The following is a 23,234-nucleotide window of genomic DNA, read 5'->3' on the forward strand; positions in this document are numbered from 1 at the left end:
CGTACTCCTGTTGTGTCCTTCCGGCGTACGGCGCAAACAGCCCGGGTATCACCAAACGGGCAGAAGACGGGGCGTCAGCTGCCGTGGGTGAACGAGGGGTTGTGTAGGTATGACGTGCTGGTACGAAGGGGCCTTGGCCGCTTTCGACACAGAGACCACGGGTGTGGACGTCGAAGCCGACCGGATCGTGTCGGCCGCCGTCGTCGTCCAGGACGCACCGGGGACCAGGCCGCGGGTGAGCCGGTGGCTGGTGAACCCGGGCGTGCCGGTGCCCGCCGCGGCGACGGCGGTGCACGGGCTGACGGAGGAGCATCTCCGGCTCAACGGCCGCTGGCCGGCTCCGGTGATGTACGAGATAGCCGAGGCGCTGGCGGAGCAGGCCACGGCGGGCCGTCCGCTGGTGGTGATGAACGCGCCGTTCGATCTGACGCTGCTGGACCGCGAGTTGCGCCGCCATCGCGCCTCGTCCCTGAGCGGCTGGTTCGAGACGTCGCCGCTGCTGGTGCTCGACCCGCGGGTCCTGGACAAGCACCTGGACCGCTACCGCAAGGGCCGCCGCACCCTCACCGACCTGTGCGCGCAGTACGGCGTCTCGCTGGAGGGCGCGCACGACGCGGCGGCCGACGCAATGGCCGCGCTGGACCTCGTACGGGCGGTGGGGCGCCGTTTCGCGGCGCGGCTGGAGCGCCTCTCCCCCGCCGAACTGCACACCCTGCAGGCGGTGTGGCACGCGGCGCAGGCGCGGGGCCTGCAGGCGTGGTTCGCGCGCAGCGGCGTGGAGGAGGCGGTGGATCCGGCATGGCCGCTGCGTCCGGACCTACCGGCGGCGGCCGCCTAGCTGACCAGGTGCGCAAAAAAGCCGGTCCGCTGTGGCGGACCGGCCTTTCCCGGTGGGCGATACTGGGTTCGAACCAGTGACCTCTTCGGTGTGAACGAAGCGCTCTCCCACTGAGCTAATCGCCCGGGAACGCACTGAACAATACAGGTCCCGGCACGTTTCCTTCAAACCGCTTCCAAGTACGCGGTCAGTCCCCGCCGTCCGGCCCGCATCATCAGCCAGTGGTTGGCACGGAAGACCGGCCGCCCCGGTACGGCGAAGCGCCGCAGCAGCGGTTTGTTCACGTCGACCACCTGGTCGTAGCGGGCCAGGCTGCCGCTGCCGCGAGCGGTGATCGTCCAGCGTGCCCAGCCGTCGATGTGCCCCGACATGGCGACCTCCAGGATCCCGGCCACCGGATCGCGCCGCACTTCGCGCACGATGAAGGTGATGTCGTACGGCAGGAGGGAGCGGATCGTGATCACACCACTCGCGTCGTCGATCCGGTTCACCTCACGCACCTGCCGCCACCAGCGCGGATAGTCCTCGACCCGCTCCAGGGCGTCGTACACGGCGGCGGGTCGCGCGGGCAGCGACCACAGGCTGCGGAAGCGGTAATGGGTCCAGTCCATGGGCGGAGTCTGCCCGGCGTGGGGGCCCATATCTGAGTACGTCCTGAGTACCCGCACTCATGCCGTACGGCGTGACCCAGACCACACTCCAAGGCATGACGCAGATCCCGCCCCCGGCCGAGGAGTTGCGGCTCCTCGACGCCGAACTGTGGCAACTGGACGTCCGGCGAGCCCAGTTGCTGGCCCGCCGTGCCTGGCTGGTCGCGGCCCTGCACAGGGCGCGGCCGGCTCCCGTCGCACCGCCCCGCCCGGAGGCGGCCGCACCCAGCGTGCAGAACGTGCTCCTGCTGCTCGGTGGTGTCCTGCTGACCATCGCGGCGATGGTGTTCACGCTGGTCAGCTGGGGTCACCTGGGGATCACCGGGCGGGCGCTGGTGCTCGGCGCGGTCACGCTGGCCGCGCTCGCGGTGCCGGCGGTGCTGCTGAGGCGGGGGCTGCGGTCGACGGCCGAGTCGGTGGCGGGCCTCGGGCTCGCGCTGACGGTCCTCGACGCCTATGCCCTGCACGAGGCCGCCCTCGCGGGGACGGACGGGGCGGGATACGCGGCGGTCGCGTCGGCGGTGCTGGCGGCGACCTGGCTGGCGTACGGCCTGCTGCCGGGGACGGCCGGGTTGCGGCTGCCCCTCCCCGCCGCGCTGACCGCTGCCCAGCTCCCGCTGCTCCTGTGGGCGCTGGCCGCCGGCACCGATCCGTACGGGATCACGGCCGCACTGCTGGTGACGGCCGGGGTCGACACGGTGGTGGCGCTGCGGGTGACGGCCGGGTCCGTACGTGTCGTCGCCGCCGTCGGCGCGTACGGCATGGGCGCCTGGGGCGTACTGGCCGCCGGCTGGCTGTCCTGGACGGCCACCGGCCCGAGCGCCGCCGCCCGTGCGGCGGCGCTCCTCACCCTTGGGTCGGCGATCGCGCTGGGCGCCGCGTGGCATGGCGGGCGTACGGCTGTGCGCGAGCCCGGCGAGACGGAGGGCGGTGCGCGCGCCCCTGGAGAGAAGCGTTCCCTCGGCCTCGCCGTCACGTCCGGGCTGCTCATGGTGGCCGCGCTCGGCGGCCTGGCGCGCTCCGTCCTGCCTGAGATGTGGACGGTTCCGGCCCATCTGGCCTGCGGGATCGCCCTCTTGGCGGCGGTACTGGCCGGTCGGCTGCCGGATGCGGTGCGACAGGGACTCGCCTGGGCCTCCGGCGCCGTACAGGCGCTGGCCCTGCTGTGGGCGCTGCCTGTCGTCGCAGTGGCGGTGCTGGGACCGGTCGGCTGGGCGGAGCGCGCCTGGACCGGTACGCCGTCGGACGTCCGCGCCGCGGTGACGAGGGACGCGCCCTGGCCGCCGGACGCGGCAGCGACCCCCGTCGTGCTGGCGGCGGTGGCGGCCGTACTCGCCCTGGCGGTCCGTGACACGGCCTGGCGTCCTCGGGCCCGGACCGGCGCGCTGGGCCTGATCTGGGCCACGGCGCTCATCCTGCCTGCCGTCCTCGAACTTCCTTACTCCGCCGGGCTGTCGGTCCAGGGAGTCACGACAGCCGGAGCGCTCGCGACAGCGGCCTACGCACGCGAAACCACGCCTGACCCCGAAGGACGTCGGCTCACCGCCCTCGTCCTCGCCCTGGTCACCTCCCTCAGCCTCGCCCTCCTCTCCCTCGCCTCCCAGACCGCGACCCTCGTCGTGCTCAGCGCGCTGACGGCATTGTTCGCGTCGGCCTCGTGGCGGGCACACCTCGCCCCCGTCACCGCCCCGGCCGCCCTCGCGTACGCCGCCGCACTGGCCGCGGCGACCGGCGCCGCCGCGGACTGGCAGCCGCAGCACACCGCTCTGCTGGTTCTGGCGGTCCCGGTGGCCGCCGCCCTGCTCACGGCGCGGCTCGGCGACTCCCGGGCCACGGTTCCGGTCGAGGTCGCGGGCGCGGCTGCCGGGCTGCTCGCCGTCGGGCTGGCCGCGGGCGACCCACCGATGCTCGCCCTGGTCCTCGCACTGTGCGGAGTGATCACCGCGGGCACGGCGATCCGCCCGGACCGCCGCCCCGTCGCCTACGCGTCCGCGGCGCTCTTCGTCCTGGCCACCTGGGTACGCCTGGCGGCCTGGGACATCGGGAGTCCCGAGGCGTACACGCTTCCGGTCACCGTCCCGGCCCTGCTCGTCGGCGCCCTCCGCCGGCACCGCGACCCGCAGACCTCCTCCTGGACGGCGTACGGCCCCGGTCTCACCGCCACCCTCGTGCCGAGTCTCGTCGCGGCCTGGGGCGACCCGCACTGGACGCGTCCGCTGCTGCTGGGCGCGGCGGCGCTGCTGGTCACCCTGCTGGGTGCCCGGCATCACCTCCAGGCGCCGCTGCTGCTCGGCGGCTCGGTGCTCACCCTGGTCGCGCTGCACGAACTCGCCCCGTATCTCGTGCAAGTGACCGGCGCCCTCCCCCGCTGGGTGCCTCCCGCCCTCGCCGGACTCCTGCTGCTCGCACTCGGTGCGACGTACGAGCAGCGGATCCGGGACGTCCGGCGGGTGCGGGAGGTCCTGGGGAGGATGACCTAGGCGCCTCGCGCGAAACGGCTACGGCATCTTGTCGCCGACCAACGCCAGGTTCTGGATGGCCGCCAGGCCGTACAGGGCCGTGGCGTTGGTGGACACCCAGGCCGCCTCACTGCCGGGGACCAGGCCGGTCGGGCCTTCGATCTTCTTCGTGGACCAGTCGGTGGACTCCTTGTAGTCCCAGGTGTCCCGGCTGTTGTAGAACTGCTGCCACGCGCGCGTGGCCAGCTTGTCGTCGCCCGTCTGGACGGCGGCGTACGCGTCCTGCCGCGAGTGGCCCTGGAACAGCAGCAGGGAGCCGAAGTCGGAGCCGTAACGGGCCTTCTGCTCGGCCTTGGTGGCGTTGAAGTAGCGGCAGTAGTCGAGCCACGCCTCCTTGAACTTCGGCATGTCGACCTGGTCGATCAGCTCGGCGCACAGCTCCACCAGGCCGAACATGGCCGACAGGTGCGAGACGCCGACCTTCGGCTCCTTGGCGACGGCGAACTTCCCGGTGTCCAGGTCGTACAGCGCGTCGCCCTGGACGAAGCCGTTGGGCTGGGCGGCGATGGTCTCCATGGTGGACAGGACCCTCGCCTTGGCCTTCTCCCACTTGGGGCCGCGCCGCTCCCACTCGGTGAGCCAGGCGGAGACCAGGCCGCTCCAGTCGGTGCCGAAACCGATGGACAGGGCGTGGCGGTCGGGCGTGTACGGCTCGGTGCGGATCTTGCGGATGGGGTCGAGCACGAGGAATGTCTCGTCGGAGTCGACATTGGCGTGCATGAGGTCGCCGACGCGTTCGTCCGCGGTGAGGAAGTAGTAGTAGCGGCGGTAGGTGGTGTTGGCGATGCGCTGTTGCTTGGCGCTGTCCGCGTAGTGCTGGACGCCGTGCCGGGTGCCGAGGCCCGCCCACTTGCCGAGGTGGTAGACGTCGACCTCGCCGGTGTGCCGGGTCATGGCCTCGGCGAAGCGGAAGACGTCGGCGCGGCCGGAGCGCACGTACGCGAACCAGAGCCACAGGTCGGGTGAGAGTTCGGAGTTGTCCCAGGCGTAGCCTCCGACGTCGTAGCACCACTGGTGGCGGCTCGGGTCGTAGGTGTGCATGATGTCGCCGTAGTCCCAGAAGCCGTACCAACGCCGCATCTCCACCTGGTCCTTGTAGTAGGTGAAGAGGAAGTCGAGGTGGTCCTCGATCTTCGCCTTGGCGCTGGTGGAGCGGTCCGGCTCGGAGAACAGCTTGCCGAAGACGCCCGCCTTGATGAGCTGCTTGGGCGGGGCGGCCAGCTGCGGCGGGGTGCGCACGGCCTCGACCTGCTGGGCCATCGCCTCCGCGCTGGGCGTGGTGTCGTGGGCCCAGAAGAGGAATTCGCTGGTGCGGGCGATGCCGTAGGGGGTGCCGAAGCCGGGTTCGTAGTCCTCGTAGGTGATGTTGAGGCCTTCGATCTGTTCGGGGTACGTGTCCTGGCCCATGCCGTCGTGGTAGAAGCGCAGGTCCATGGGCTGCGCCTCCGGCGACCAGAGCCAGAGGGTGACCTCGGCCTCGTCGGTCTGGGCGTCGCGGATGTCGAGCTGGGCGGGGAACTTCTCCCAGAAGTCCCGCAGCCCGAAGGCGAATCCACCGGACGCGCCGCCGACGTACCCGAAGCCGCTGGCTCGTCGGCCCCCTCCCGCCGGGATCCAGCCGTGGCCCTTCTTGGTGCGCTTGCGCACGCCGAAACCGTCGGCGGAGAGTTGCGAGAGGGTGTAGTCGCCCCACTCGGGGATGTACTGGAGGCGGGTGGTGACCCGCTGGTCCCAGGTGGACGGGTCCGGCAGCTTCTTGCCCTCGAACTGGGCCGTGCGCACGGCCGCCCCCGGGTCGCGGCGCAGTCCGGTGATGCCCTTGACGGCCTCACGCAGCAGACCGGTGCCCTCGCCGCCGATGCGGATGTGACGGTCGTAGGACTGGTCCCGCATCGGGACGGTGAACCGGACCCCGAGCCCTCGGATGAAGTCACCGCCGGCCTTGCCCGGCTCCTGCGTGCCGTCGTACGTGACGGTGTGCACCATGCGGAAGGAGTCGGCGCCCGCGTAGAAGTACAACCGGATGGAGAACGGCATCCAGCTCCGGCTGCCCTTGCGGTGCTTGCCGTCGATGCGGACGACCGCGCGGACCGGGCCCTCCTGTTCGACCTCGACCTTCGAGATGGCGCCCTCGAAGCGCTCGGTCTTCACCGAGCCCTGGTCCTCGTCCTCGATCTCGGGCTGGCGGATCAGCACGAGCCGGCCGTTCTTGGCGATCTCCGTGGAGCCACGGGTGACCGACTTGATCAGCGTGGCGCCGGACTTGCCGATCTTCGCGGTGATGACGCCGGTGGAGATGTCGATGGTGCCGCCGCTCTTGTCGACGGTGACCTTCTTGGCGGGGGTCGCTGCCTCGCCCGCGGCGAGGGTGAGCTTGCCGGAGCCCGAACTGACCGCGTGCGCGGTCCACTTCAGCGATCCGTCCGGCCAGTACGCGATCGGCCACGACTGCACTGGCACGGACTTGCCGTCCGCGTCCGTCACCGCGAACTTCTGGTCTTCCTGGTAGACGCCCTTCGGCCAGGGGACGCCTACGGTGGAGCCGGGGGCGACGCCCAGGCCGCCGTCCTCCAGCCAGTCCAGGGTCACGGGATCGGCGTCGGCGTCCGCGGCTCTCGGCGCGGCTTCAGCGTCCTTGGCTCCTAGCGCCCAGCTGAACTGCGCGGCGGCTCCGGCGACGGCGGCCGCCTTGAGGACGGACCTGCGGGGAATGGGAGACATGAGAGATACAGCCTTTCCTTTCCGTGCGGGATGCAGGGGTGGTCAGGGGCATGACAGAGCGAGGTACGGCGCCCGGGGCGCCGACCTGATGCGAGGCACCGCCGGTCAGCGGCGCCGGTACCGCTCCTCCACGGCGACGGCCGCCGCCGCGACGGCCCCCAGGACGGGGACCGCCAGCGGCGCGACGAACAAGGCGGACAGGGTGACGACGGCCAGCCCGCAGACGACCAGGAAGGACCCGGCGGGATCGAGCACCGTCCGCCGCCCGGCGTCGGAAAGCAGCGCCCGCCAAGTGGCACCCGGCGTCCAGACCGCCGCCGCCCGCAGCAGGGCGACGGCGAGCCCGATCAGCGCGAAGATGCCGACGGCCCCCACCAACGGCCCACCGGGCAGCCCGGACCGCGCGGCCAGGACATCCACCCAGACCGCGACGGCCACCGCCCACCCGGCGAGCCCGACGACCCACCCGCCGCGCACGGCCGCCCGGAAGTCCGCGACGAACTCCCGCACGCCACCGACCTCGTGGCTCGTACGACGCCGCAGATGCCGCGCGCCGGCGGCGAAGGCCGCGGGGTAAGTGACGACCCCGAGGCAGGCCACGGCGATCCACACGCCGGTGAGCAGACACTCGGCGAAGACCGCGAAGCGCTCGCCGAACACGGACTCCTTGCGCGGGGCGCGGGCCTTCACGCGTGCTTGCGCCATGGTGACAGCCTCAGTTCTTTCACTTCAGTCCGGACGTCGCCATACCGTCGATGAGGTACCGCTGGAAGGCCATGAAGAAGGCGATGACCGGAACCAGCGCCACCAACGACATCGCGATCATGCTGCCGTAGTTGGAGATGCCCTCCTGGTCACGGAACATCATCAGGCCGAGCGAAACCGTGTACTTCTCAGGGGTATTGAGGTAGATCAACGGCCCCATGAAGTCGTTCCAGGCGTTGATGAAGGTGAAGATCGCGCTGGTGATGAGCGCGGGCCGGCTCAGTGGCAGCACGATCGACCAGTAGGTGCGCAGATGCCCGCAGCCGTCGAGCTTGGCCGCCTCGTCCAGCTCCCGGGGCAGCCCGCGCATGAACTGCACCATCAGGAACACGAAGAAGGCTTCCGTGGCCAGGAACTTGCCCGCGACGAGCGGCACCAGGGTGTCGGTGAGTTCGAGGTTGCGGAAGAGCACGTACTGCGGGATGAGCAGCACGTGGTACGGCAGCAGCAGCGTGCCGATCATCAGCGTGAAGAGCAGGTTCCGCCCGGCGAACCGGATCTTGGCGAAGGCGTACGCGGTCAGCGAGCTGGACAGCACGACACCGGCCACGGCGAGGACCGCGTACATCAGCGAGTTCCAGAAGAAGCTGCTGATGGAGATGCCTGAGATACCGTCGGCGAGCCCGGAGAAGTTCGCCCAGACCGGCTTGGTGGGCAGCAGGTCGAGGCTGGCGATGATGTCCTTGCTCGGCTTGAACGAGGCACCGACCACCCAGATCACGGGATACAGCACGACCGCGAGGACGGCGAGCGCGCCCACGTGCCAGGCGATCGATCCGGTGCGCCGCCGCTCGTTCGCGGTGTGCAGGGCAGGGCTGGTGGCACTGGTCACTTGGCGGCCTCCTCGTAGTGCACCCACTTCTTCTGCGACCAGAACAGGACCGCCGTGACGAGCGCCACCGCGATCACCAGCGTCCAGGCCATCGCGGAGGCGAAGCCCATCTGGGCCTCCTTGAAGCCCTTCTGGTAGAGGTAACAGGTGTAGACGAGCGTGGCGTCGGCGGGCCCGCACCGGGTGTCGGAGACGACGTAGGCGGAGCCGAACACCTGGAACGCGTGGATGGACTCCAGCAGTACGTTGAAGAACAGCACCGGGGAGATCATCGGCAGCGTGATGTTCCAGAACCGCCGCAGGGGACCGGCCCCGTCCACCTCGGCGGCCTCGTACAGCTCCTGCGGGACCTGCTTGAGACCGGCCAGGAAGATGACCATCGGCGCGCCGAACTGCCAGATACTCAGGGCCACCAGGGAGTAGAGGACGTAGTCCGGATTGCCGATCCAGCCGCCCACGTCGACACCGAAGATCTTCTGCGTACGGTCCACGACCGCGTCGTCCGAGAACAGCGCCCGCCACACGAAGCCGACGGAGACGCTGGCACCGATGAGCGAGGGCATGTAGAACGCGGCCCGGTACAGGCCCTGTCCGCGCCGCTTCTGCGCGAGCAGCAGCGCGACGCCGAGCGCGAGCAGCAGTTTCAGCGGTGTGGCCACGACGACGTACTTCAGCGTGACCTCGACCGACTTCTGCCAGCGCGGGTCCTGGAACATCGTCGTGAAGTTGTCGAGCCCCACCCACTGGGGCGGCGTGAACAGGTTGTAGCTGGTGAACGCGTAGTACAGCGACGCGATCATGGGTCCCGCCGTGAGCAGCAGGAACCCCGCGATCCACGGCGACATGAAGAGATAGCCGGCGAGGTTCTCGCGGCGCCGCCCGCGGCGCCCGGCGGCGGGAGCGGCGGACCGCTTCCCGGCCGGGCGCACGGGCGCTTCCTTGACGAGCGTCATGGTGGTACGTCCCCTCAGCCCGCGAACGCGGCCTTGGCCTCGCTGAACAGCGCCTTGGCGGCATCGGCCGGCTTGGTCTTGCCCTGGGCGACCTCACCGCCGATGCGCAGGAACGCGGCCTCGATGACGTCGGCGCCGGACGGGTGCGGGGTGATCTTCCCGAGGACGCCGGCCTTGGCGACCTCGTCCTCGTAGGCCGCGACGCCCTTGTTGTTGGCGTCGGTGGGCTTGAACGCGTCGTACTGCTCGGTGGTGGCGAGGATGCCGCGGTCGTAGCCCATGATCTTGCCGACCTCGGGGTCATGGACCATGAAGCTGATGAACTGGGCGACTTCCTTGGGGTGCTTGGTCCCGGAGAAGGCGCTCATCATCAGCGAACCGAGGTACTGGCCGGTCTCCTTGCCGTCCGTGGTGGGGATCGGCGCGAGCCCGTAGTCCGACTCGCCCTCGCCCTCGTAGCGGATGGAGAAGTTGTCCCAGGTGAACTCGGACGCGGCGAGCCCCGCCGACAGACCCGACTTCGGCTTGACCTGCTCGATCTTCTTCGGGTCGGCGACGAGCCCGGATCTCACGCGCTTGTAGCCGTCCTCCCACCACTGCGTCAGATCGTCCTCGGTGAAGCCGAGATCGCTGTCGGTGAAGAAGGCCTTGCCGTTCTGGCGCAGGTACAGGTCGTAGAGGTACATGATGCTGAAGTAGCCGGTGTCGCCGGCGATCTTCAGCTTGTCCTGGATCGTCTGGAGCGCGTCGAAGTACTCGTCCCAGGTCCAGCCGAACTTCGCCTCGACGCCCGCCTTCTTGAAGGCCTTGAGGTCGATGACGAGCGCCATGGTGTTGGCGCCGACGGGTATGCCGATCTGCTTGCCGTCGACCTGACCGTTCGCCAGAACGCCGTTGCGGAAGTTCTCCAGGCTCAGGTTCCCGGCGTCCGCCTGCGACTTGAGATCCATCAGAACTCCGCGCTTGTCGTACTTGCGCAGGAAACCGACCGCATTCTGGAAAACGTCCGGCGGATTACCGCCGGAGGCCTGGGTCTGGAACTTCTCCCAGAACGCCTCGTAGTCGGTGAATTCAGGCTTGATCTTGATCTTCGGGTACTTCTTCTCGAAGAGCGCGATCGACTTCTTGATGGCGATGGTGCGCGGCTCGCCGCCCCACCACGCGTAACGAAGCGTCACCGTCCCGTCTCCAGAACCGCTGTCACCACCGCACGCGGTCGTCGCCCCCAGGCCGATCGTGGCCGCCGAGGCCCCGGCCACCTTCAGGATCGTTCGCCTCTCAACATTCCTGCTGGTTCCCATGGTTGGGCCCCCTCCCCGCAGCGTCATTGCCGCCTGCATGAATCGTTTCAAGTAAGCGCTTGCTGGCACAAGCTACGGAGGGCTTCGAGGTGCGTCAATGATTCGGACAGGAATTTCTTGGGACGCGACTCGGCGATCTGACGGCCTGTCGGAGGCGAACCGGGCGACGGTCCGGGCAATTCCGCAGGTGAGGCGGGTGTGATCGGCGGGCCGAACGCGATCTGACCTTCCGCACACGGATGTTGTTCGGCCAAAAATCGCTGGGGGTACGGGCTGCCGGAGCGGGGTTGGAGAGCTCGCCAGGGGGTGCACATACGGCGGCGGCCCGTCTGCTCTGTCGCAGACGGGCCGCCGACCCGGGTGGGCGATACTGGGTTCGAACCAGTGACCTCTTCGGTGTGAACGAAGCGCTCTCCCACTGAGCTAATCGCCCGGGCGCACGAAGAACATTACCCCATGTCAGGGGGTGCGTGTGACCGGTGCCGACCGACCTGCGCACCCCCGTCAGGGATCACTGGTCCTTGATCTTCCAGGGCATCACTAACCCGAACTTCACCAGGTAGATCCCGACGATCACGCCCACGATCACGAGGCCGATCGTCGTCAGGATGATGTTGCGCCGCCGCACCTTCGGGTCCAGGGCTCGCTGGGTCGCCTCGGTGACCTTGCGCTTGGTCCAGCGCAGCACGAGCTGGGCCCAGACGAACTCGGTCGCCCAGATCGCCATGCCGCCGAAGATCACGACCCAGCCCGGGCCGGGCAGCGGCAGCATGATGATGCCGAGGACCACGACCGCGAGCCCGATGATGAAGATGCAGACCTGCCAGCTCAGGTGCAGCAGGCGGCGCGCCTTGATGAATTCGGGGGCTCTGGACCCGAGCCCCTGCTCGCCCTTCACCCCGCCAGTCTTCGTCTCGTCCGCAGCCACGGCAACGACCTCGCCCGGCTCGTCACTCCCCGTATTCATACGGCCAAACCCTACCGGACAGAAACCGGTCACCGGAATGGCCGTACGGTACGAACCTACTCTCGGCCGGAAGAGTTACGTAAAGACACGCAAAACGCTCAGAGGGGTTTACAACGGCACCGTAGGTGGCATGTCGATTTCGCCGACGTGCGAATCCCCGAGCGCACACTGAGCGAAAGGCCCTGGCGCTTATGAACACCACGGTCAGCTGCGAGCTGCACCTGCGCCTCGTTGTGTCGAGCGAGTCCTCCCTGCCTGTCCCCGCAGGCCTGCGGTACGACACGGCCGACCCCTACGCCGTGCACGCCACCTTCCACACCGGAGCCGAGGAGACCGTCGAGTGGGTGTTCGCCCGCGACCTCCTCGCGGAGGGCCTCCACCGGCCCACCGGAACCGGCGATGTCCGCGTCTGGCCGTCGCGCAGCCACGGTCAGGGCGTCGTCTGCATCGCCCTGAGCTCCCCGGAGGGCGAGGCCCTGCTCGAGGCCCCGGCGCGGGCCCTGGAGTCCTTCCTGAAGCGGACGGACGCGGCCGTGCCTCCCGGCACGGAACACCGGCATTTCGATCTCGATCAGGAGCTCTCGCACATCCTGGCGGAAAGCTAGAGGCGAGACCACACAGAGCCGCCCGGCGCCGTCCACTCGGGGAGACGGCTCGGGCTCAGACTGCCGTATACGGCCAGGATCGGCGCCGTGCCCTTTGTGGGGGCGGCGCCGATGCGTGTGTGCGGGCGCCGGGGCTTCAGGTGTCCGGCGGTGCCAGATGCCTGGGTGCCGGATGCCTGGAGTGCCAGGGTGCCCGGGGTGCCGGATCCCTGGAGTGCCAGGGTGCCCGGGGTACCAAGTGCCCGGCGTCGGTGCTGGGCGGGGTGGGTCGCGCGGCCCGGCGCTGACGGGGTGCCGCCTGCGCCCACCCGTGCCGCCCCAGGCGGCACGAATGCCCGCAGCTAACGCGAGCGGCTGCCCGCGGATCGCACGGAACCGGCCTCCCGACGGCTGCGCGGATCGGCCGTGGGTGCCGCCTGCGCCCACCCGTGGCACCCATGGGGGTCCCCCAGGCCCTCAAGACACTGAGGGGAGCACGAAAGCCCGCAGCTAACGCGGACGGCTAACCACGGATCGCACGGAACCGGCCTCCCGTCGGCTGCGCGGATCGGCCGTGGGTGCCGCCTGCGCCCACCCGTGGCACCCATGGCAGGCCCTCAAGACACTGAGGGGAGCACGAAAGCCCGCAGCTAACGCGAACGGCTAACCACGGATCGCACGGAACCGGCCTCCCGACGGCTGCGCGGATCGGCCGTGGGTGCCGCCTGCGCAGCCGACGGGACGCCCCAGGCGGCACGCATGCCCGCAGCCAACGCGGATCGGCTGGGCGGAGCCGGCTGGGCGGAGCCGGCTGCCCGCAGCCAACGCGGATCGGCTGGGCGGAGCCAGCTGCCCGCGGATCGCGCGGAACCGGCTTCCCGTCGGCTGCGCGGGTCGGCCGGAGTGGTTCCGTGGGTGCTTCCTCTTCCGTCGAGCCATTACCATCGGCCTGCATCGGCGGGCGCACGCCCGACCCCCAGGCCAGGGAGCGAAACGTGCTGATCACCCACGACACCCGGTGCGCCCTCGACACCGTGGTGGATCTGGTGAACACCGCGCCGGAGGACGACGCGGCGCCCGACGCGCTGCCTGACGTCGCGGCCCTCGAGGATTTCGTGCGAAACCACGAAATCAGCGATGTCGGGACGCTCTCGGAGTTCGACCTCTCGGCGGTGCGCAAGATCCGCGGACGGTTCGCCGCGGTCTTCGCCGCTCCGGAGCCCCGGACCGCCGCCGGACTGATCAATGAGCTGATCGCCGCCGCCGGGACCACCCCCCGCCTCACGGACCACGACGGCTACGACTGGCATGTCCACTACTTCGCCCCCGGCGCCTCCGTCGCCGATCACCTGGCGGCCGACTGCGGGATGGCGCTCGCGTTCTTCGTGGTGGCCGGCGAGCAGGAGCGGCTGCGCCGCTGTGAGGCGCCCGACTGCCGGCGGGCCTTCGTGGACCTCTCCCGCAACCGTTCACGTCGCTACTGCGACAGCCGGACCTGCGGAAACCGTCTGCATGTGGCCGCATACCGGGCGCGGCGCAAGGAGGCGGCCGGCTGACGTCCACGCGCCAGGCCAGGACCAACGACAGAACAAGTGTCGACGTGGTCCCCGGCGGGTGGCGCCGGGAACCACGGGTACGGCTCACAGCAACAGCAGGTCGTGCAGCGCAGCCATGAGCAGCAGACACCCGATCACCGCAAGGAAGATCATCAGCGGTGGCTGGGAAAGGGCGAAGAGGCATCCGCGCGGCTCGTCCTGCGGCGGCGCGGCATCGCTCTGTGTCGTGTCCAGCATCTCGCGGCGATGATGACGTAGTCGGCACTCCCGGCGCGATCAACACGCCCGTAATGAGCGGGAGTTCGCCGGATTCCGTGATGTCCGGTTCGGGTCGTGATCACTTCCGGACGCGCAGGAGCCCACCTGTGTCACTTCAGTCCGTATCGGCCGTCCCTGTCCGTCTCAGTCCGTCTCAGTCCGTCTCAGTCCGTCTCAGTCCGTCTCAGTCCGTCTCAGTCCGTCTCAGTCCGTCATGCGGACGTTCCGTCATGCGGAAGTCGGGTGCCGTCCTCCGCGACGGTCATATGCCGTGCTTCTTCAGGATGGCCTCGATGTCGCTGAAGTCGTCCGTGGCGGTCTCGGCGCGGGGCTTGCCCGCGGGACGGGCCGCCGGGCGGGAGCCGGCCGCGAGCGAGGGCGCCGAAGCCGCCGGAGCCACGGCCTCGCGCTGAGCGGCGCTCTTGGCCGCCTTGCGCTCCTTGCGGGTGCCGCCGCGACGGCGCTCCACGGCGCGTGTGGTCGTGAACAGCAGCCAGGAGACGCCGAGCACTCCGAAGCCCATCCAGGCCGTCGGGCTGAAGGCGGTGTCCGCCAGCCATTCGACGACGCCGGTCATGACCAGGCCGATCGGGACGAGTGAGTACGCGGCGATGCGGGCGGCCGTGAGGAAACGCTTGCGGTACGCCGTGACCGCCGCGATGCCCAGGCCTGCCGCGGAGACGGCGGAACAGACGGTCTCGGCAATCATCCGGTCCTCCAGGCAGGGCTTGGTCGGGCAAGGGCCACTTCGTCCCTTCCATCCTGCACCCACCGCACCCCGCCGGGCCATCCTCCGGCCGGACATCAGGGACATCTCCGGGTCAGCTCCTCCGCAGGTGCCGTTCGGTCGTACGACCTCGCCGGGCCGCCCCGACTCCGGGGTCCGATTGGGCCGTCCGGGGCCGGGGCTGGGAGACTGTGACCATGAGCGACTCCCCTCCCGCCCCCGTTCTCGATGTCTGGTGCGACCTCCAGTGCCCGGACTGCCGCAGCGCCCTGGACGACCTGCGCGCCCTGCGTGCCCGCTACGGCGACCGGTTGGAACTGCGGCTGCGGCACTTCCCGCTGGAGAAGAACAAGCACGCCTTCGCCGCCGCGCAGGCCGCCGAGGAGGCCGCGGAGCAGGGGCAGGGCTGGCCGTACGTCGAGGCCGTGCTGGGACGGGTGGAGGAGCTGGACCGTAAGGGAGAACCCTTCCTGGTCGAGGTCGCCCGTGAACTGGGTCTGGACGACGAGGAGTTCGACACCGCCCTGATCGACGGCCGGCACATCCTGATCGTCGATGCCGACCAGGCCGAGGGCAAGGCGATCGGCGTGACCGGCACCCCCACGTACGTCATCGGCGGTGAGCGCCTCGACGGCGGCAAGAGCCAGGAGGGGCTGCGCGAGCGTGTCGAGGAGATCGCGGACCGGTTGCTGGCGGAGTGACCTCAGAGCAGGTTCTTGTACATGATGTACCGCACCGGGGCGTAGCCAAGCGATTCGTACAACCGCTCGGCCGGGGTGTTGCCCGCGAAGACGTTGAGGCGGAGGACGCGCTTTCCGGCGGCCACCGCCTGGGCCTCGGCCAACAGCATCAGAGAACGGCCGTGCCCCCGGCCACGGAAACGCGCGTCGGCCTCGACGTCATAGACGTACGCCCACTCCTCCTCGAGCGCCACCCAGAGCGTGCCCACTCGGGTGTCCTCGTGCTCCAGGACGCTCAGCAGCACACCGGGCGTCCCGGGGCCCTGCGGCAGCAGTCGCGCGTGGTCCCTCTCGGACTTGGCCCGCGCCTCCTCCGCGGGGACGCCGCGGTCGATCCAGCTCTGCGCGTACTTCTCCTTGCCCTGTTCGAGCCATGGCCCGTACTCGGTCTCGGTCAGGGGTCTGCCCCGGCTGCCCTCGGGCAGTTCGGGCGCGGTCGGGCCGAGGCGTTTCTCCATGGCGCGGTTGCGCTGCACGTAGCCGAGGGCCGTGGCGAGCCGCAGAGCGGCCTCCGCGTCGGCGGGCACCGCGATCTCGATCCGCTTGCAGCCCCACCCCCGTACCACTTCTTCGGCGGCGAGCGCGGCCACCGTGCCCCGGCCGCGCCGGCGGTCCGGTTCCTCGATGCGCAGGTCTTCCATCCGGGCGACGGCGGGCCCGAAGACAGGGTGCGTCGACAGGTGTATCGCTCCGACGGGACGGCTGTTCACGCACACCTGGTAGTGGCGGGACAGCATCCCGTCGGCGGCACGCTGGAGCGGCTCGGTGGGCCGCAGGGTCGTGGTCATCATCGGAGTTCTACCCGCTGCGGCGCTCCGGGTCAGCCCAATATGTGCGGCAGCCCAATATGTGCGGCCTTTACGGATCGAGGTCGTCCCCGGCCCGCTCGTCGAAGATCCGCATGGCCTTGGCGGTCACCGGGCCCGGCGCGCCCGGGAGTTCACGGTCGTCGACCCGGTGCACGGCCTGTACGTCCCGCAGCGTGGAGGTCAGGAAGATCTCCTCGGCCCGGTCCAGGACGTCCAGTGGCAGGTCGGTCTCCCTCGCGCCCGTCCACTCGACGGTCAGGGCGCGGGTGATGCCCGCGAGGCAGCCGGAGGCGAGCGGCGGGGTGTGGATCTCGCCGTCGAGGACGACGAAGACGTTCGAGCCGGTGCCCTCGCAGAGCTGTCCGACCGTATTGCCGAACAGCGCCTCGGAGGCGCCCTGTTCACGGGCCCGGGCGAGGGCGACGACGTTCTCGGCGTACGAGGTCGTCTTGAGGCCGGTGAGCGCGCCGCGCTCGTTGCGGGTCCAGGGGACCGTGATCACGGCAGTGGAGTCGGGCCGCCGGGCGGACGCGCCGAGGGCGACCACGAGGGTCGGACCGTGCTCACCGCGGTCGGAACCGAGCGGGCCCTGGCCGCCGGTGTACGTGATGCGCAGCCGGCCCAGCGGCATCGGGTTGGCCTCCAGGACGGCGGCGCAGGCGCGGCGGACCTCGTCGTGGTCGGGGTCGGGCAGGCCGAGACCGCGCGCGGAGCGGGTCAGCCGGTCGAGGTGCCGGGTGAGCGCGAACGGCTTCCCGTCCACTGCCTTCACCGTCTCGAAGATGCCGTCGCCCACGGTCAGCCCGTGGTCGAAGACGGAGACACGGGCGGACTCGATGTCCTGCAGCCCGCCGTCGAGCCATAGCTTCACTGGTGTCTTCCTCACGAATCAGTACCGGAGGCGTCGCAGCGGCCGGGGGTCCGGGGGTTGCCCCCGGGTTGGCACAGCACTTCAGTCACTCTCCACTCGCCTCGTACATACCCGACGCTACCGCGAGGAGCCGAGCCGCCTTCAGTTCGGTCTCCCGCCACTCGCTCTCGGGATCGGAACCCCAGGTGATGCCGGCGCCGGTGCCGAAGCGCAGTACGGCGGCCTCCCGGTCGATCCAGAAGGTGCGGATGCCCACGGCCAGCTCGCCGACGCCCCGGTCGGCGTCCACCCAGCCGATCCCGCCGCAGTACGGACCTCGGGGCGCCGTCTCCAGTGCCTCGATGATCCGCAGGGCACTCGACTTGGGCGCACCGGTGACCGAGCCGGGCGGGAACGCGGCGGCCAGCAGCTCCGGCCAGCCTGCCCCCTCGCACAGCTCGCCGCGTACGGTCGACACGAGGTGGACCAGGCCGGGGTGCTTCTCCACGGCGCACAGATCGGGGACGGTCACGCTGCCGGTGGCGCAGACGCGTCCGATGTCGTTGCGGACGAGATCCACGATCATCACGTTCTCGGCGTAGTCCTTGGCCAGGAGGTCCGCCTCGGTACGACCGGTGCCCTTGATCGGGCCGGACTCGACGACCCGGCCGTCGCGGCGCAGGAACAACTCGGGGGACGCGGTGGCTATCTCCACACCGTGACCGGGCAGGCGGATCGTTCCCGCATACGGCGCCGGGTTGCCGCGGGCCAACAGGGCGGTGAGGGCGTCCACGTCGGCGTCCGGCGGCGCGGGCGCCGACAGCACCCGGCAGAGGTTCGCCTGGTAGACCTCACCGGCGGCGATGTGCTCACGGATGCGCCGCACCCCGGCCGTGTACGCGGCGCGGTCGAGGGAGGACGTCCAGTCACCGGCGGCCGGCCCCCGCCACTCCCCCGGCACCGGGGTGGGCACGGGCTCCTCTCGTACGTCCCTGAATCTGGCGCAGGTCACACGGCCCTCGTAGTCGGCGCACACAGCCCAGAAACCGGTGGAGTCCAGGGCCGCCGTATCGCTGGTGACGTCGAGGAGCCCGGTGGCGACACGGTCACCGAAACGAGCGAGAGGGGGCAGGTCGAGCACGCGGTCGAGTCTATGGCGCGTGTCCCGCGGGTGACCTGTCTGTGACCCTCCGGGTGCCCCGAGCAGGCCCGTGAGCAGGCGCAGCGCAGCACGCTGCGCAAACGCGTTTTTGTACTGGCCCCGGAATCCGCTAGAGTTCACCTCGTCGCCGGAACGCGTAAGCCGACCGAAACGACAGGCGGACGTAGCTCAGTTGGTAGAGCGCAACCTTGCCAAGGTTGAGGTCGCGAGTTCGAACCTCGTCGTCCGCTCGCAGGATGAAGGGGATCTTCCCGATTCCCCGCACTCCTGGTGGAGTGGCCGAGAGGCGAGGCAACGGCCTGCAAAGCCGTCTACACGGGTTCAAATCCCGTCTCCACCTCCAAGGACGATTAGCTCAGCGGGAGAGCGCTTCCCTGACACGGAAGAGGTCACTGGTTCAATCCCAGTATCGTCCACTGGATCTTCCAGCACTTACGGCAAGATCCGCACCCCGCGCGATTAGCTCAGCGGGAGAGCGCTTCCCTGACACGGAAGAGGTCACTGGTTCAATCCCAGTATCGCGCACGCAGCACCCCGGACGATTAGCTCAGCGGGAGAGCGCTTCCCTGACACGGAAGAGGTCACTGGTTCAATCCCAGTATCGTCCACACACCGAAGCCCCCGGCCCTGCGGCCGGGGGCTTCTTCGTCTGCCGGTCGGCTCTCGGCTCTCAGCTGGAGAACAGCATGCGGCCGAAGCCCCGGTCGCGGTGGTGACCATGGTGCCCACCGTGGTGGCCGCCGTGCGGGGCGCCCCAAGCCGGGGCGGCATGAGCGCCGGGCGCGGCCGGGTACTGCGGAGCGGCCGGGGGCGGCGGGACGGCGGGACCGGACCACTGGGACTCCAGGCGGGTCAGCGCCTCCAGCTCGCCGTAGTCGAGAAAAATGCCGCGGCAGCCGCTGCACTGCTCGATCTGGACGCCGTTGCGGTTGTACGTGTGCATCGGCGCATGGCACTTCGGACACTGCATGGTCGGCTCAACTCCTCGCCGGTCGGTCCTGCTTCGCGTTTCGCCAGGACAAGACTCTGTCCGGCTGCGGTCGGTTGCACCTTACGTCGGGAAACCTTGCGCCAAGTCCGGCGGGGTGGAACTCATTCGATCACAGGCGTCGACCAGGGCCTGCTCCACGTCGTCCAGGGCGCGGCCTGCCGCGGCGGCCTTGGCGATCGACCGGGCGGCGGTCTGCACGGTGAGCGCGCGGGCCGGGACGTCCAGCGCCGGCCAGGGGTCGCCGTACGCGGGCACGGCCGGGCCGCCCGCCGCACGGTAGGCGTCCAGGAAGCGGGCCCACTCGTCGGGCGGGAGCAGCCCGCAGGCGTACCAGGCAGCGGGGCGGGCCAGGTCCCAGGCCGGGACGCCGACGCCGAGATCGTCGACGTCGATGAGCAGCCAGGGGCCGTCGGGGGCGGGGTGGCGTACGAGCTGGCCGAGGTGGAGGTCGCCGTGGCAGAGAGTGGTGCTGTCCGGCATGGGGGCCTCGGCCCGGGCCCAGGCTGGGAGCGTGGACCAGGCGCGGAGGACGGGAGCGGTGGCAGTGGCGGCGAGGGCCGCGGTTGCTCGGAGGCGGGCGATGGCCCGGGCCGCCTTGGCGGGGCCGCGCATGGGAGGCAGAGGGGCCGGGGCGGGGGCACGGTGGAGGTGGGCGAGGAGGGTGGCGGCGGACTCCCAGGGGGCCGCGTCCGGGTCTTCCGGGTCCACGGGTGTGCCGTACGGCCAGAACGTGACGAGCCGGCCGTGCAGGTCGACCGGCGTCGGGCTGAGCGGGGGCAGGAGGATGCCGGGGAGCTGGGCGGCGGCGGTGAGGCGAGGCGCCAGGTCGGTCCTGGTCATGTCCGGGGCGTGGGCCTTGGCGACGGTGTCGGCGTGCCGGACGACTGTGGCGTCGGGGCGGTCGGCGAGCGTCCCGGTTGCTCCACAGGGACAGGCGGATGCCGTCGAGTGGGCCTTGGTCTTGGCTCTGGCGGTGAGGGCGGAGAGCAGGGGGCTTGTGGTCACGGGGCTCCTGGAGCGGACGGGGCTGTCGCCGAGGGTACGCAGGTTGCACGGACGGAGTTGCCAGGTGTCCGGCGTCAGTGCAAGGGGCGGTTCGCGCAGCCCGGCGCCGACGGGGCGCCGCCTGCGCCCACCCGTGCCGCCCGTGGGGGTCCCCCAGGCCCTTAAGGCACTGGGGGAAGCACGACTGCCCGCAGCTACGGCCACACGGCCGCCCCAGCTGCATGCAACCCGCATGAACCGCAACCAACAACCGAGGAACCCTCACGGACAGCAACCACGTCCTCGAGAGCGGCGCCGGTTCAGGCGCAAAATAATGCCGGCGCAGCTCCCCAGCTGCGCCGGCATTGTTGCCGTCCGCCGCACCCCCGTCCCCACGGGGTTTCATGGGTGGATGTCCCCGCCCGGACCGCTCTTCCGGGCCTGGGGTCGCCGCTCAGCGCCCCAGCATCACTCCCACGGACGACGCCTGTGTTGCCACTGTCTCCCAGCCGTCGAAGACGACGAGGAGCAGTGCCGCCAGGGGAAGAGCCATGAGCGTCGCCACCAACGGGTGGCGACGACCCGTGCGGCGCGGGCGGAACACTGTGCGCTCCTGCCTGCGGATCATCGTCCGCGGTGCCGTCTGGGCCATGGTCCCTCTCCTGACCGTTCTCAGTTGTGGTTGGCAGCGGCGAGTGTCTGACCTCGGGGGACGAGTGCTGCACCCGCCGCTTGACTTCAAATCTAGGCGGCCGGGCCCCGACGGGCGTCATGCCCTCGTACCGATTGCCGGGCCTCCCGGAGGATGAGCCATGACCTGCGGAGTACTCCCCTGGGTGGAGACGAAGTCCTACGTCTCGGGGTCTTCCCGGAGGGGGCGCCCGCTGTGCCCCGATTTCTCCGAACTCTCCTCCCGCGGAATGGGCTGTTCGACCAGCGCCAGGACCCGGTTCGCCATGAACCGGGCCGTCCGTACGACGGTGCCGCTGCGGGTGACTTCGCTCACTTCCACCACGCCCCGGCGCACCGCCGTCTCCACCCGGCGGCCCGCCCGGCTCGCCACCACCTCGTACGTACGCGTCGTGTCCCCGGCATCCACGACTATCTCCACACGATCACCCTTCATGGGCCCAATCCCCCTTCGACGACGGGTGGTTGGGATCATCGGCAGGCCGAAGTCGGCCTGCCGACCCACTCCCTGACCACTCTTCAAGTGTCCCACCCGGCACTGACAATCCATCGCCCCGAGAGGGCGCGGCCTCTGCGCGCAGCGGGCCGTGGAAACGTAAGCTGTGCCACGTCACACGGACCGGGCAGCGGGGATGAACATGGCGATGATGCGCCTGAGGCGCGAGGACCCGCGCGTCGTCGGCTCGTTCAGGCTTCACAGACGGCTCGGCGCGGGCGGAATGGGCGTTGTCTACCTGGGTTCCGACCGGAAGGGCCAGCGGGTCGCGCTGAAGGTGATCCGGCCGGATCTGGCGGAGGACCAGGAGTTCCGCTCGCGGTTCGCGCGTGAGGTCTCGGCGGCACGGCGGATCCGCGGTGGGTGCACGGCACGGCTCGTCGCCGCCGACCTCGACGCGGACCGTCCATGGTTCGCCACGCAGTACGTGCCCGGCCCCTCCCTGCACGACAAGGTCGCCGGCGAGGGAGCGCTGGGCGCGGCCGACGTCGCCGCGATCGGCGCGGCCCTGTCGGAGGGGCTCGTCGCCGTGCACGAGGCCGGGGTCGTGCACCGGGACCTGAAGCCGTCCAACATCCTGCTGTCCCCCAAGGGGCCGCGGATCATCGACTTCGGCATCGCCTGGGCGACCGGGGCCTCGACGCTCACCCACGTCGGCACGGCGGTCGGCTCCCCCGGCTTCCTCGCGCCCGAGCAGGTGCGCGGCGCCGCGGTGACGCCCGCCACGGACGTGTTCTCCCTGGGCGCCACGCTGGCGTACGCGTCGATGGGCGACTCGCCCTTCGGGCACGGCAGCTCTGAGGTGATGCTGTACCGCGTGGTGCACGAGGAGGCCCAACTGCACGGCGTACCGGACGCACTGGCTCCGCTGGTCCGGGCGTGTCTGGCGAAGGATCCCGAGGAGCGGCCCAGCACGCTTCAGCTGTCGCTGCGCCTGAAGGAGATCGCGGCCCGGGAGGCCCAGGGACTCGCGGACGCGCGTCCGCCCGCGCCGCGCGGCGGTGAGGCGGACCGGCCCGCCGGGCGGCTCGCCGACACCTACCCGGAGCGGGCGCCGCAGCGGCGCGCGCAAGGACAGCAGGGCACCCAGGGCGCGCCGGGGACTCCCCCACCGCGCAGTGGTACGCCGTCGCGCGGCCCCGCTCCGGTGCGGGGCGGGGCCCAGGCCCGGGGTGGCAGCGCCTCTCGGAACGGCAGTCCGTCGTCCAGGTCCGGGGCGACCCGGCCCACGCCCGCCGCGCGGAACACGACGCGTTCCGGCAGCGGAAACCGCCCCGCGCCGCGCGGCGGTACGGGGCGGCCGGCGCCCAGAAACACGGGGACGGGGCGCCGACCGGCCAATCCGCGGCTGCTGCGTCAGCGGCTGTTCGTGTTCGTCGTGGTGACGCTGCTCGTGGCACTGGGCATCGCGGCGGCGCAGGGCTGCCAGGGGCCGTCACAAGGACTCGGCGACAACAGCGACGTCGTACGGGAGCAGCGGCAGGAGCAGGCGCACGTATCGCCGGGCTACGAGCCCCCGAAGGGGCAGTTGATGTAGCTGATGTCCGAGCGGTACGAGTCGACGCTCGACCGGGGCGACCAGTGCCGCGACGTCGCCTGTCGGGGCATTAGGGCCCTTCTGATGGATCTCCGTGGGAGAAGGAGCGGCGTTCGGTGCGTGCTCTCGGCGTGCCGGGCGGAAGCCCTCGATGGGGGTCCCCCCGCGCGAGCGGAGCCGAGCGTGGGGGAGGAGCTACTAGGGCTTTTGTCCGGTGCGGCGAGTGGGGGCACCTCCCACGCCTTTAAGGCAGTGGGGGAGCGTGCCGGGCGTCGCGACGCCGCGGAGATCCATCAGAAGAGCC

22 protein-coding genes and 7 tRNA genes are annotated in these 23,234 nt (G+C 70.5%); 11 read left to right on the plus strand and 18 right to left on the minus strand.

The window, feature by feature from the left end:
* Nucleotides 1–109 precede the first annotated feature (109 nt).
* Nucleotides 110–838, plus strand: coding sequence for a 3'-5' exonuclease (locus Q4V64_RS09385; protein ID WP_124443758.1), 729 nt, complete (start codon nt 110–112; stop codon nt 836–838).
* A gap of 53 nt (nt 839–891) precedes the next feature.
* Here Q4V64_RS09385 and Q4V64_RS09390 read toward each other — a convergent pair.
* Together Q4V64_RS09390 and Q4V64_RS09395 are read right to left on the minus strand one after the other, a co-directional pair.
* Nucleotides 892–963: transfer RNA gene (locus tag Q4V64_RS09390), tRNA-Val, on the minus strand.
* A gap of 39 nt (nt 964–1,002) precedes the next feature.
* Nucleotides 1,003–1,449 (minus strand): SRPBCC family protein, encoded by a 447-nt coding sequence (locus tag Q4V64_RS09395; RefSeq protein WP_124443757.1) that lies wholly within the window; start codon nt 1,447–1,449, stop codon nt 1,003–1,005.
* A 59-nt stretch (nt 1,450–1,508) separates the two neighbouring features.
* Here Q4V64_RS09395 and Q4V64_RS09400 point away from each other — a divergent pair, with 59 nt between their 5' ends.
* Nucleotides 1,509–3,968, plus strand: a complete 2,460-nt coding sequence (locus Q4V64_RS09400; RefSeq protein WP_124443756.1) for a hypothetical protein — start codon at nt 1,509–1,511, stop codon at nt 3,966–3,968.
* An 18-nt stretch (nt 3,969–3,986) separates the two neighbouring features.
* Here Q4V64_RS09400 and Q4V64_RS09405 read toward each other — a convergent pair whose 3' ends face one another.
* The 7 genes from Q4V64_RS09405 to Q4V64_RS09435 all read right to left on the minus strand — a co-directional run bounded on the left by Q4V64_RS09405 (nt 3,987) and on the right by Q4V64_RS09435 (nt 11,546).
* A complete protein-coding gene (locus Q4V64_RS09405) occupies nt 3,987–6,728 on the minus strand; it encodes a Tat pathway signal sequence domain protein (protein ID WP_124443755.1) in 2,742 nt (913 codons plus the stop codon).
* A 105-nt stretch (nt 6,729–6,833) separates the two neighbouring features.
* Entirely contained in the window at nt 6,834–7,433 is a 600-nt protein-coding gene (locus Q4V64_RS09410) for a hypothetical protein (protein ID WP_124443754.1), read from the minus strand.
* 19 nt (nt 7,434–7,452) lie between these two features.
* On the minus strand, nt 7,453–8,325 hold the full coding sequence (locus tag Q4V64_RS09415) for a carbohydrate ABC transporter permease (RefSeq protein WP_124443753.1): 873 nt from the start codon (nt 8,323–8,325) through the stop codon (nt 7,453–7,455).
* Nucleotides 8,322–9,278 carry a sugar ABC transporter permease gene (locus tag Q4V64_RS09420; protein ID WP_124443752.1) on the minus strand — a complete coding sequence of 319 codons (957 nt, stop codon included), beginning with the start codon at nt 9,276–9,278 and terminating at the stop codon, nt 8,322–8,324. The genes Q4V64_RS09415 and Q4V64_RS09420 overlap by 4 nt, the downstream gene beginning before the upstream one ends.
* 14 nt (nt 9,279–9,292) lie before the next feature.
* Nucleotides 9,293–10,579 (minus strand): extracellular solute-binding protein, encoded by a 1,287-nt coding sequence (locus Q4V64_RS09425; protein WP_124443751.1) that lies wholly within the window; start codon nt 10,577–10,579, stop codon nt 9,293–9,295.
* A gap of 361 nt (nt 10,580–10,940) precedes the next feature.
* A tRNA-Val gene (locus tag Q4V64_RS09430) sits at nt 10,941–11,012 on the minus strand.
* A 78-nt stretch (nt 11,013–11,090) separates the two neighbouring features.
* Nucleotides 11,091–11,546, minus strand: coding sequence for a TIGR02611 family protein (locus Q4V64_RS09435; RefSeq protein ID WP_124443907.1), 456 nt, complete (start codon nt 11,544–11,546; stop codon nt 11,091–11,093).
* 191 nt (nt 11,547–11,737) lie between these two features.
* Here Q4V64_RS09435 and Q4V64_RS09440 point away from each other — a divergent pair, with 191 nt between their 5' ends.
* Both Q4V64_RS09440 and Q4V64_RS09445 read left to right on the plus strand, forming a co-directional pair.
* Nucleotides 11,738–12,151, plus strand: coding sequence for an SsgA family sporulation/cell division regulator (locus tag Q4V64_RS09440; RefSeq protein WP_004002642.1), 414 nt, complete (start codon nt 11,738–11,740; stop codon nt 12,149–12,151).
* Nucleotides 12,152–13,125: 974 nt separating this feature from the next.
* Nucleotides 13,126–13,686 (plus strand): CGNR zinc finger domain-containing protein, encoded by a 561-nt coding sequence (locus Q4V64_RS09445; protein WP_124443750.1) that lies wholly within the window; start codon nt 13,126–13,128, stop codon nt 13,684–13,686.
* A gap of 84 nt (nt 13,687–13,770) precedes the next feature.
* Here Q4V64_RS09445 and Q4V64_RS09450 read toward each other — a convergent pair whose 3' ends face one another.
* Entirely contained in the window at nt 13,771–13,923 is a 153-nt protein-coding gene (locus Q4V64_RS09450; RefSeq protein ID WP_020138043.1) for a hypothetical protein, read from the minus strand.
* A 283-nt stretch (nt 13,924–14,206) separates the two neighbouring features.
* A complete protein-coding gene (locus Q4V64_RS09455; RefSeq protein ID WP_124443749.1) occupies nt 14,207–14,653 on the minus strand; it encodes a hypothetical protein in 447 nt (148 codons plus the stop codon).
* Nucleotides 14,654–14,868: 215 nt separating this feature from the next.
* On the opposite strand from Q4V64_RS09455, the gene Q4V64_RS09460 reads away from it, so the two are divergent.
* Nucleotides 14,869–15,372: a DsbA family protein gene (locus Q4V64_RS09460; protein ID WP_172629481.1), complete on the plus strand. Its 504-nt coding sequence runs from the start codon at nt 14,869–14,871 to the stop codon at nt 15,370–15,372.
* 2 nt (nt 15,373–15,374) lie between these two features.
* Here Q4V64_RS09460 and Q4V64_RS09465 read toward each other — a convergent pair whose 3' ends face one another.
* From Q4V64_RS09465 to Q4V64_RS09475, 3 genes are all read right to left on the minus strand, one after another.
* Nucleotides 15,375–16,202, minus strand: coding sequence for a GNAT family N-acetyltransferase (locus Q4V64_RS09465; protein WP_124443747.1), 828 nt, complete (start codon nt 16,200–16,202; stop codon nt 15,375–15,377).
* A gap of 67 nt (nt 16,203–16,269) precedes the next feature.
* Nucleotides 16,270–17,091 carry an aminodeoxychorismate lyase gene (locus Q4V64_RS09470; RefSeq protein WP_124443746.1) on the minus strand — a complete coding sequence of 274 codons (822 nt, stop codon included), beginning with the start codon at nt 17,089–17,091 and terminating at the stop codon, nt 16,270–16,272.
* An 85-nt stretch (nt 17,092–17,176) separates the two neighbouring features.
* Nucleotides 17,177–18,211, minus strand: coding sequence for a chorismate-binding protein (locus Q4V64_RS09475; protein ID WP_124443745.1), 1,035 nt, complete (start codon nt 18,209–18,211; stop codon nt 17,177–17,179).
* A 178-nt stretch (nt 18,212–18,389) separates the two neighbouring features.
* Between Q4V64_RS09475 and Q4V64_RS09480 the strand changes: the two genes are divergently transcribed.
* The 5 genes from Q4V64_RS09480 to Q4V64_RS09500 all read left to right on the plus strand — a co-directional run bounded on the left by Q4V64_RS09480 (nt 18,390) and on the right by Q4V64_RS09500 (nt 18,840).
* Nucleotides 18,390–18,462, plus strand: a tRNA-Gly gene (locus Q4V64_RS09480).
* 39 nt (nt 18,463–18,501) lie between these two features.
* Nucleotides 18,502–18,575, plus strand: a tRNA-Cys gene (locus Q4V64_RS09485).
* 1 nt (nt 18,576) lies between these two features.
* Nucleotides 18,577–18,648: transfer RNA gene (locus Q4V64_RS09490), tRNA-Val, on the plus strand.
* Between the two features lie 37 nt (nt 18,649–18,685).
* A tRNA-Val gene (locus Q4V64_RS09495) sits at nt 18,686–18,757 on the plus strand.
* Nucleotides 18,758–18,768: 11 nt separating this feature from the next.
* Nucleotides 18,769–18,840: transfer RNA gene (locus Q4V64_RS09500), tRNA-Val, on the plus strand.
* Nucleotides 18,841–18,902: 62 nt separating this feature from the next.
* Here the strand turns inward: Q4V64_RS09500 and Q4V64_RS09505 are convergent.
* The 4 genes from Q4V64_RS09505 to Q4V64_RS09520 all read right to left on the minus strand — a co-directional run bounded on the left by Q4V64_RS09505 (nt 18,903) and on the right by Q4V64_RS09520 (nt 21,333).
* Nucleotides 18,903–19,202: a zf-TFIIB domain-containing protein gene (locus tag Q4V64_RS09505; protein ID WP_124443744.1), complete on the minus strand. Its 300-nt coding sequence runs from the start codon at nt 19,200–19,202 to the stop codon at nt 18,903–18,905.
* A gap of 81 nt (nt 19,203–19,283) precedes the next feature.
* Nucleotides 19,284–20,228 (minus strand): aminoglycoside phosphotransferase family protein, encoded by a 945-nt coding sequence (locus Q4V64_RS09510; RefSeq protein WP_124443743.1) that lies wholly within the window; start codon nt 20,226–20,228, stop codon nt 19,284–19,286.
* A 433-nt stretch (nt 20,229–20,661) separates the two neighbouring features.
* The gene (locus Q4V64_RS09515; RefSeq protein WP_124443742.1) at nt 20,662–20,859 is read right to left on the minus strand and encodes a hypothetical protein; all 198 of its coding nucleotides are present in this window, start codon (nt 20,857–20,859) and stop codon (nt 20,662–20,664) included.
* Nucleotides 20,860–21,057: 198 nt separating this feature from the next.
* Nucleotides 21,058–21,333, minus strand: coding sequence for a hypothetical protein (locus Q4V64_RS09520; RefSeq protein ID WP_124443741.1), 276 nt, complete (start codon nt 21,331–21,333; stop codon nt 21,058–21,060).
* A gap of 196 nt (nt 21,334–21,529) precedes the next feature.
* Between Q4V64_RS09520 and Q4V64_RS09525 the strand changes: the two genes are divergently transcribed.
* Nucleotides 21,530–22,930, plus strand: coding sequence for a serine/threonine-protein kinase (locus tag Q4V64_RS09525; protein ID WP_172629491.1), 1,401 nt, complete (start codon nt 21,530–21,532; stop codon nt 22,928–22,930).
* Nucleotides 22,931–23,234: the final 304 nt, after the last annotated feature.

The sequence above is a fragment of the Streptomyces sp. NL15-2K genome (assembly GCF_030551255.1).
In the GTDB taxonomy this organism is placed as follows: Bacteria; Actinomycetota; Actinomycetes; order Streptomycetales; family Streptomycetaceae; genus Streptomyces.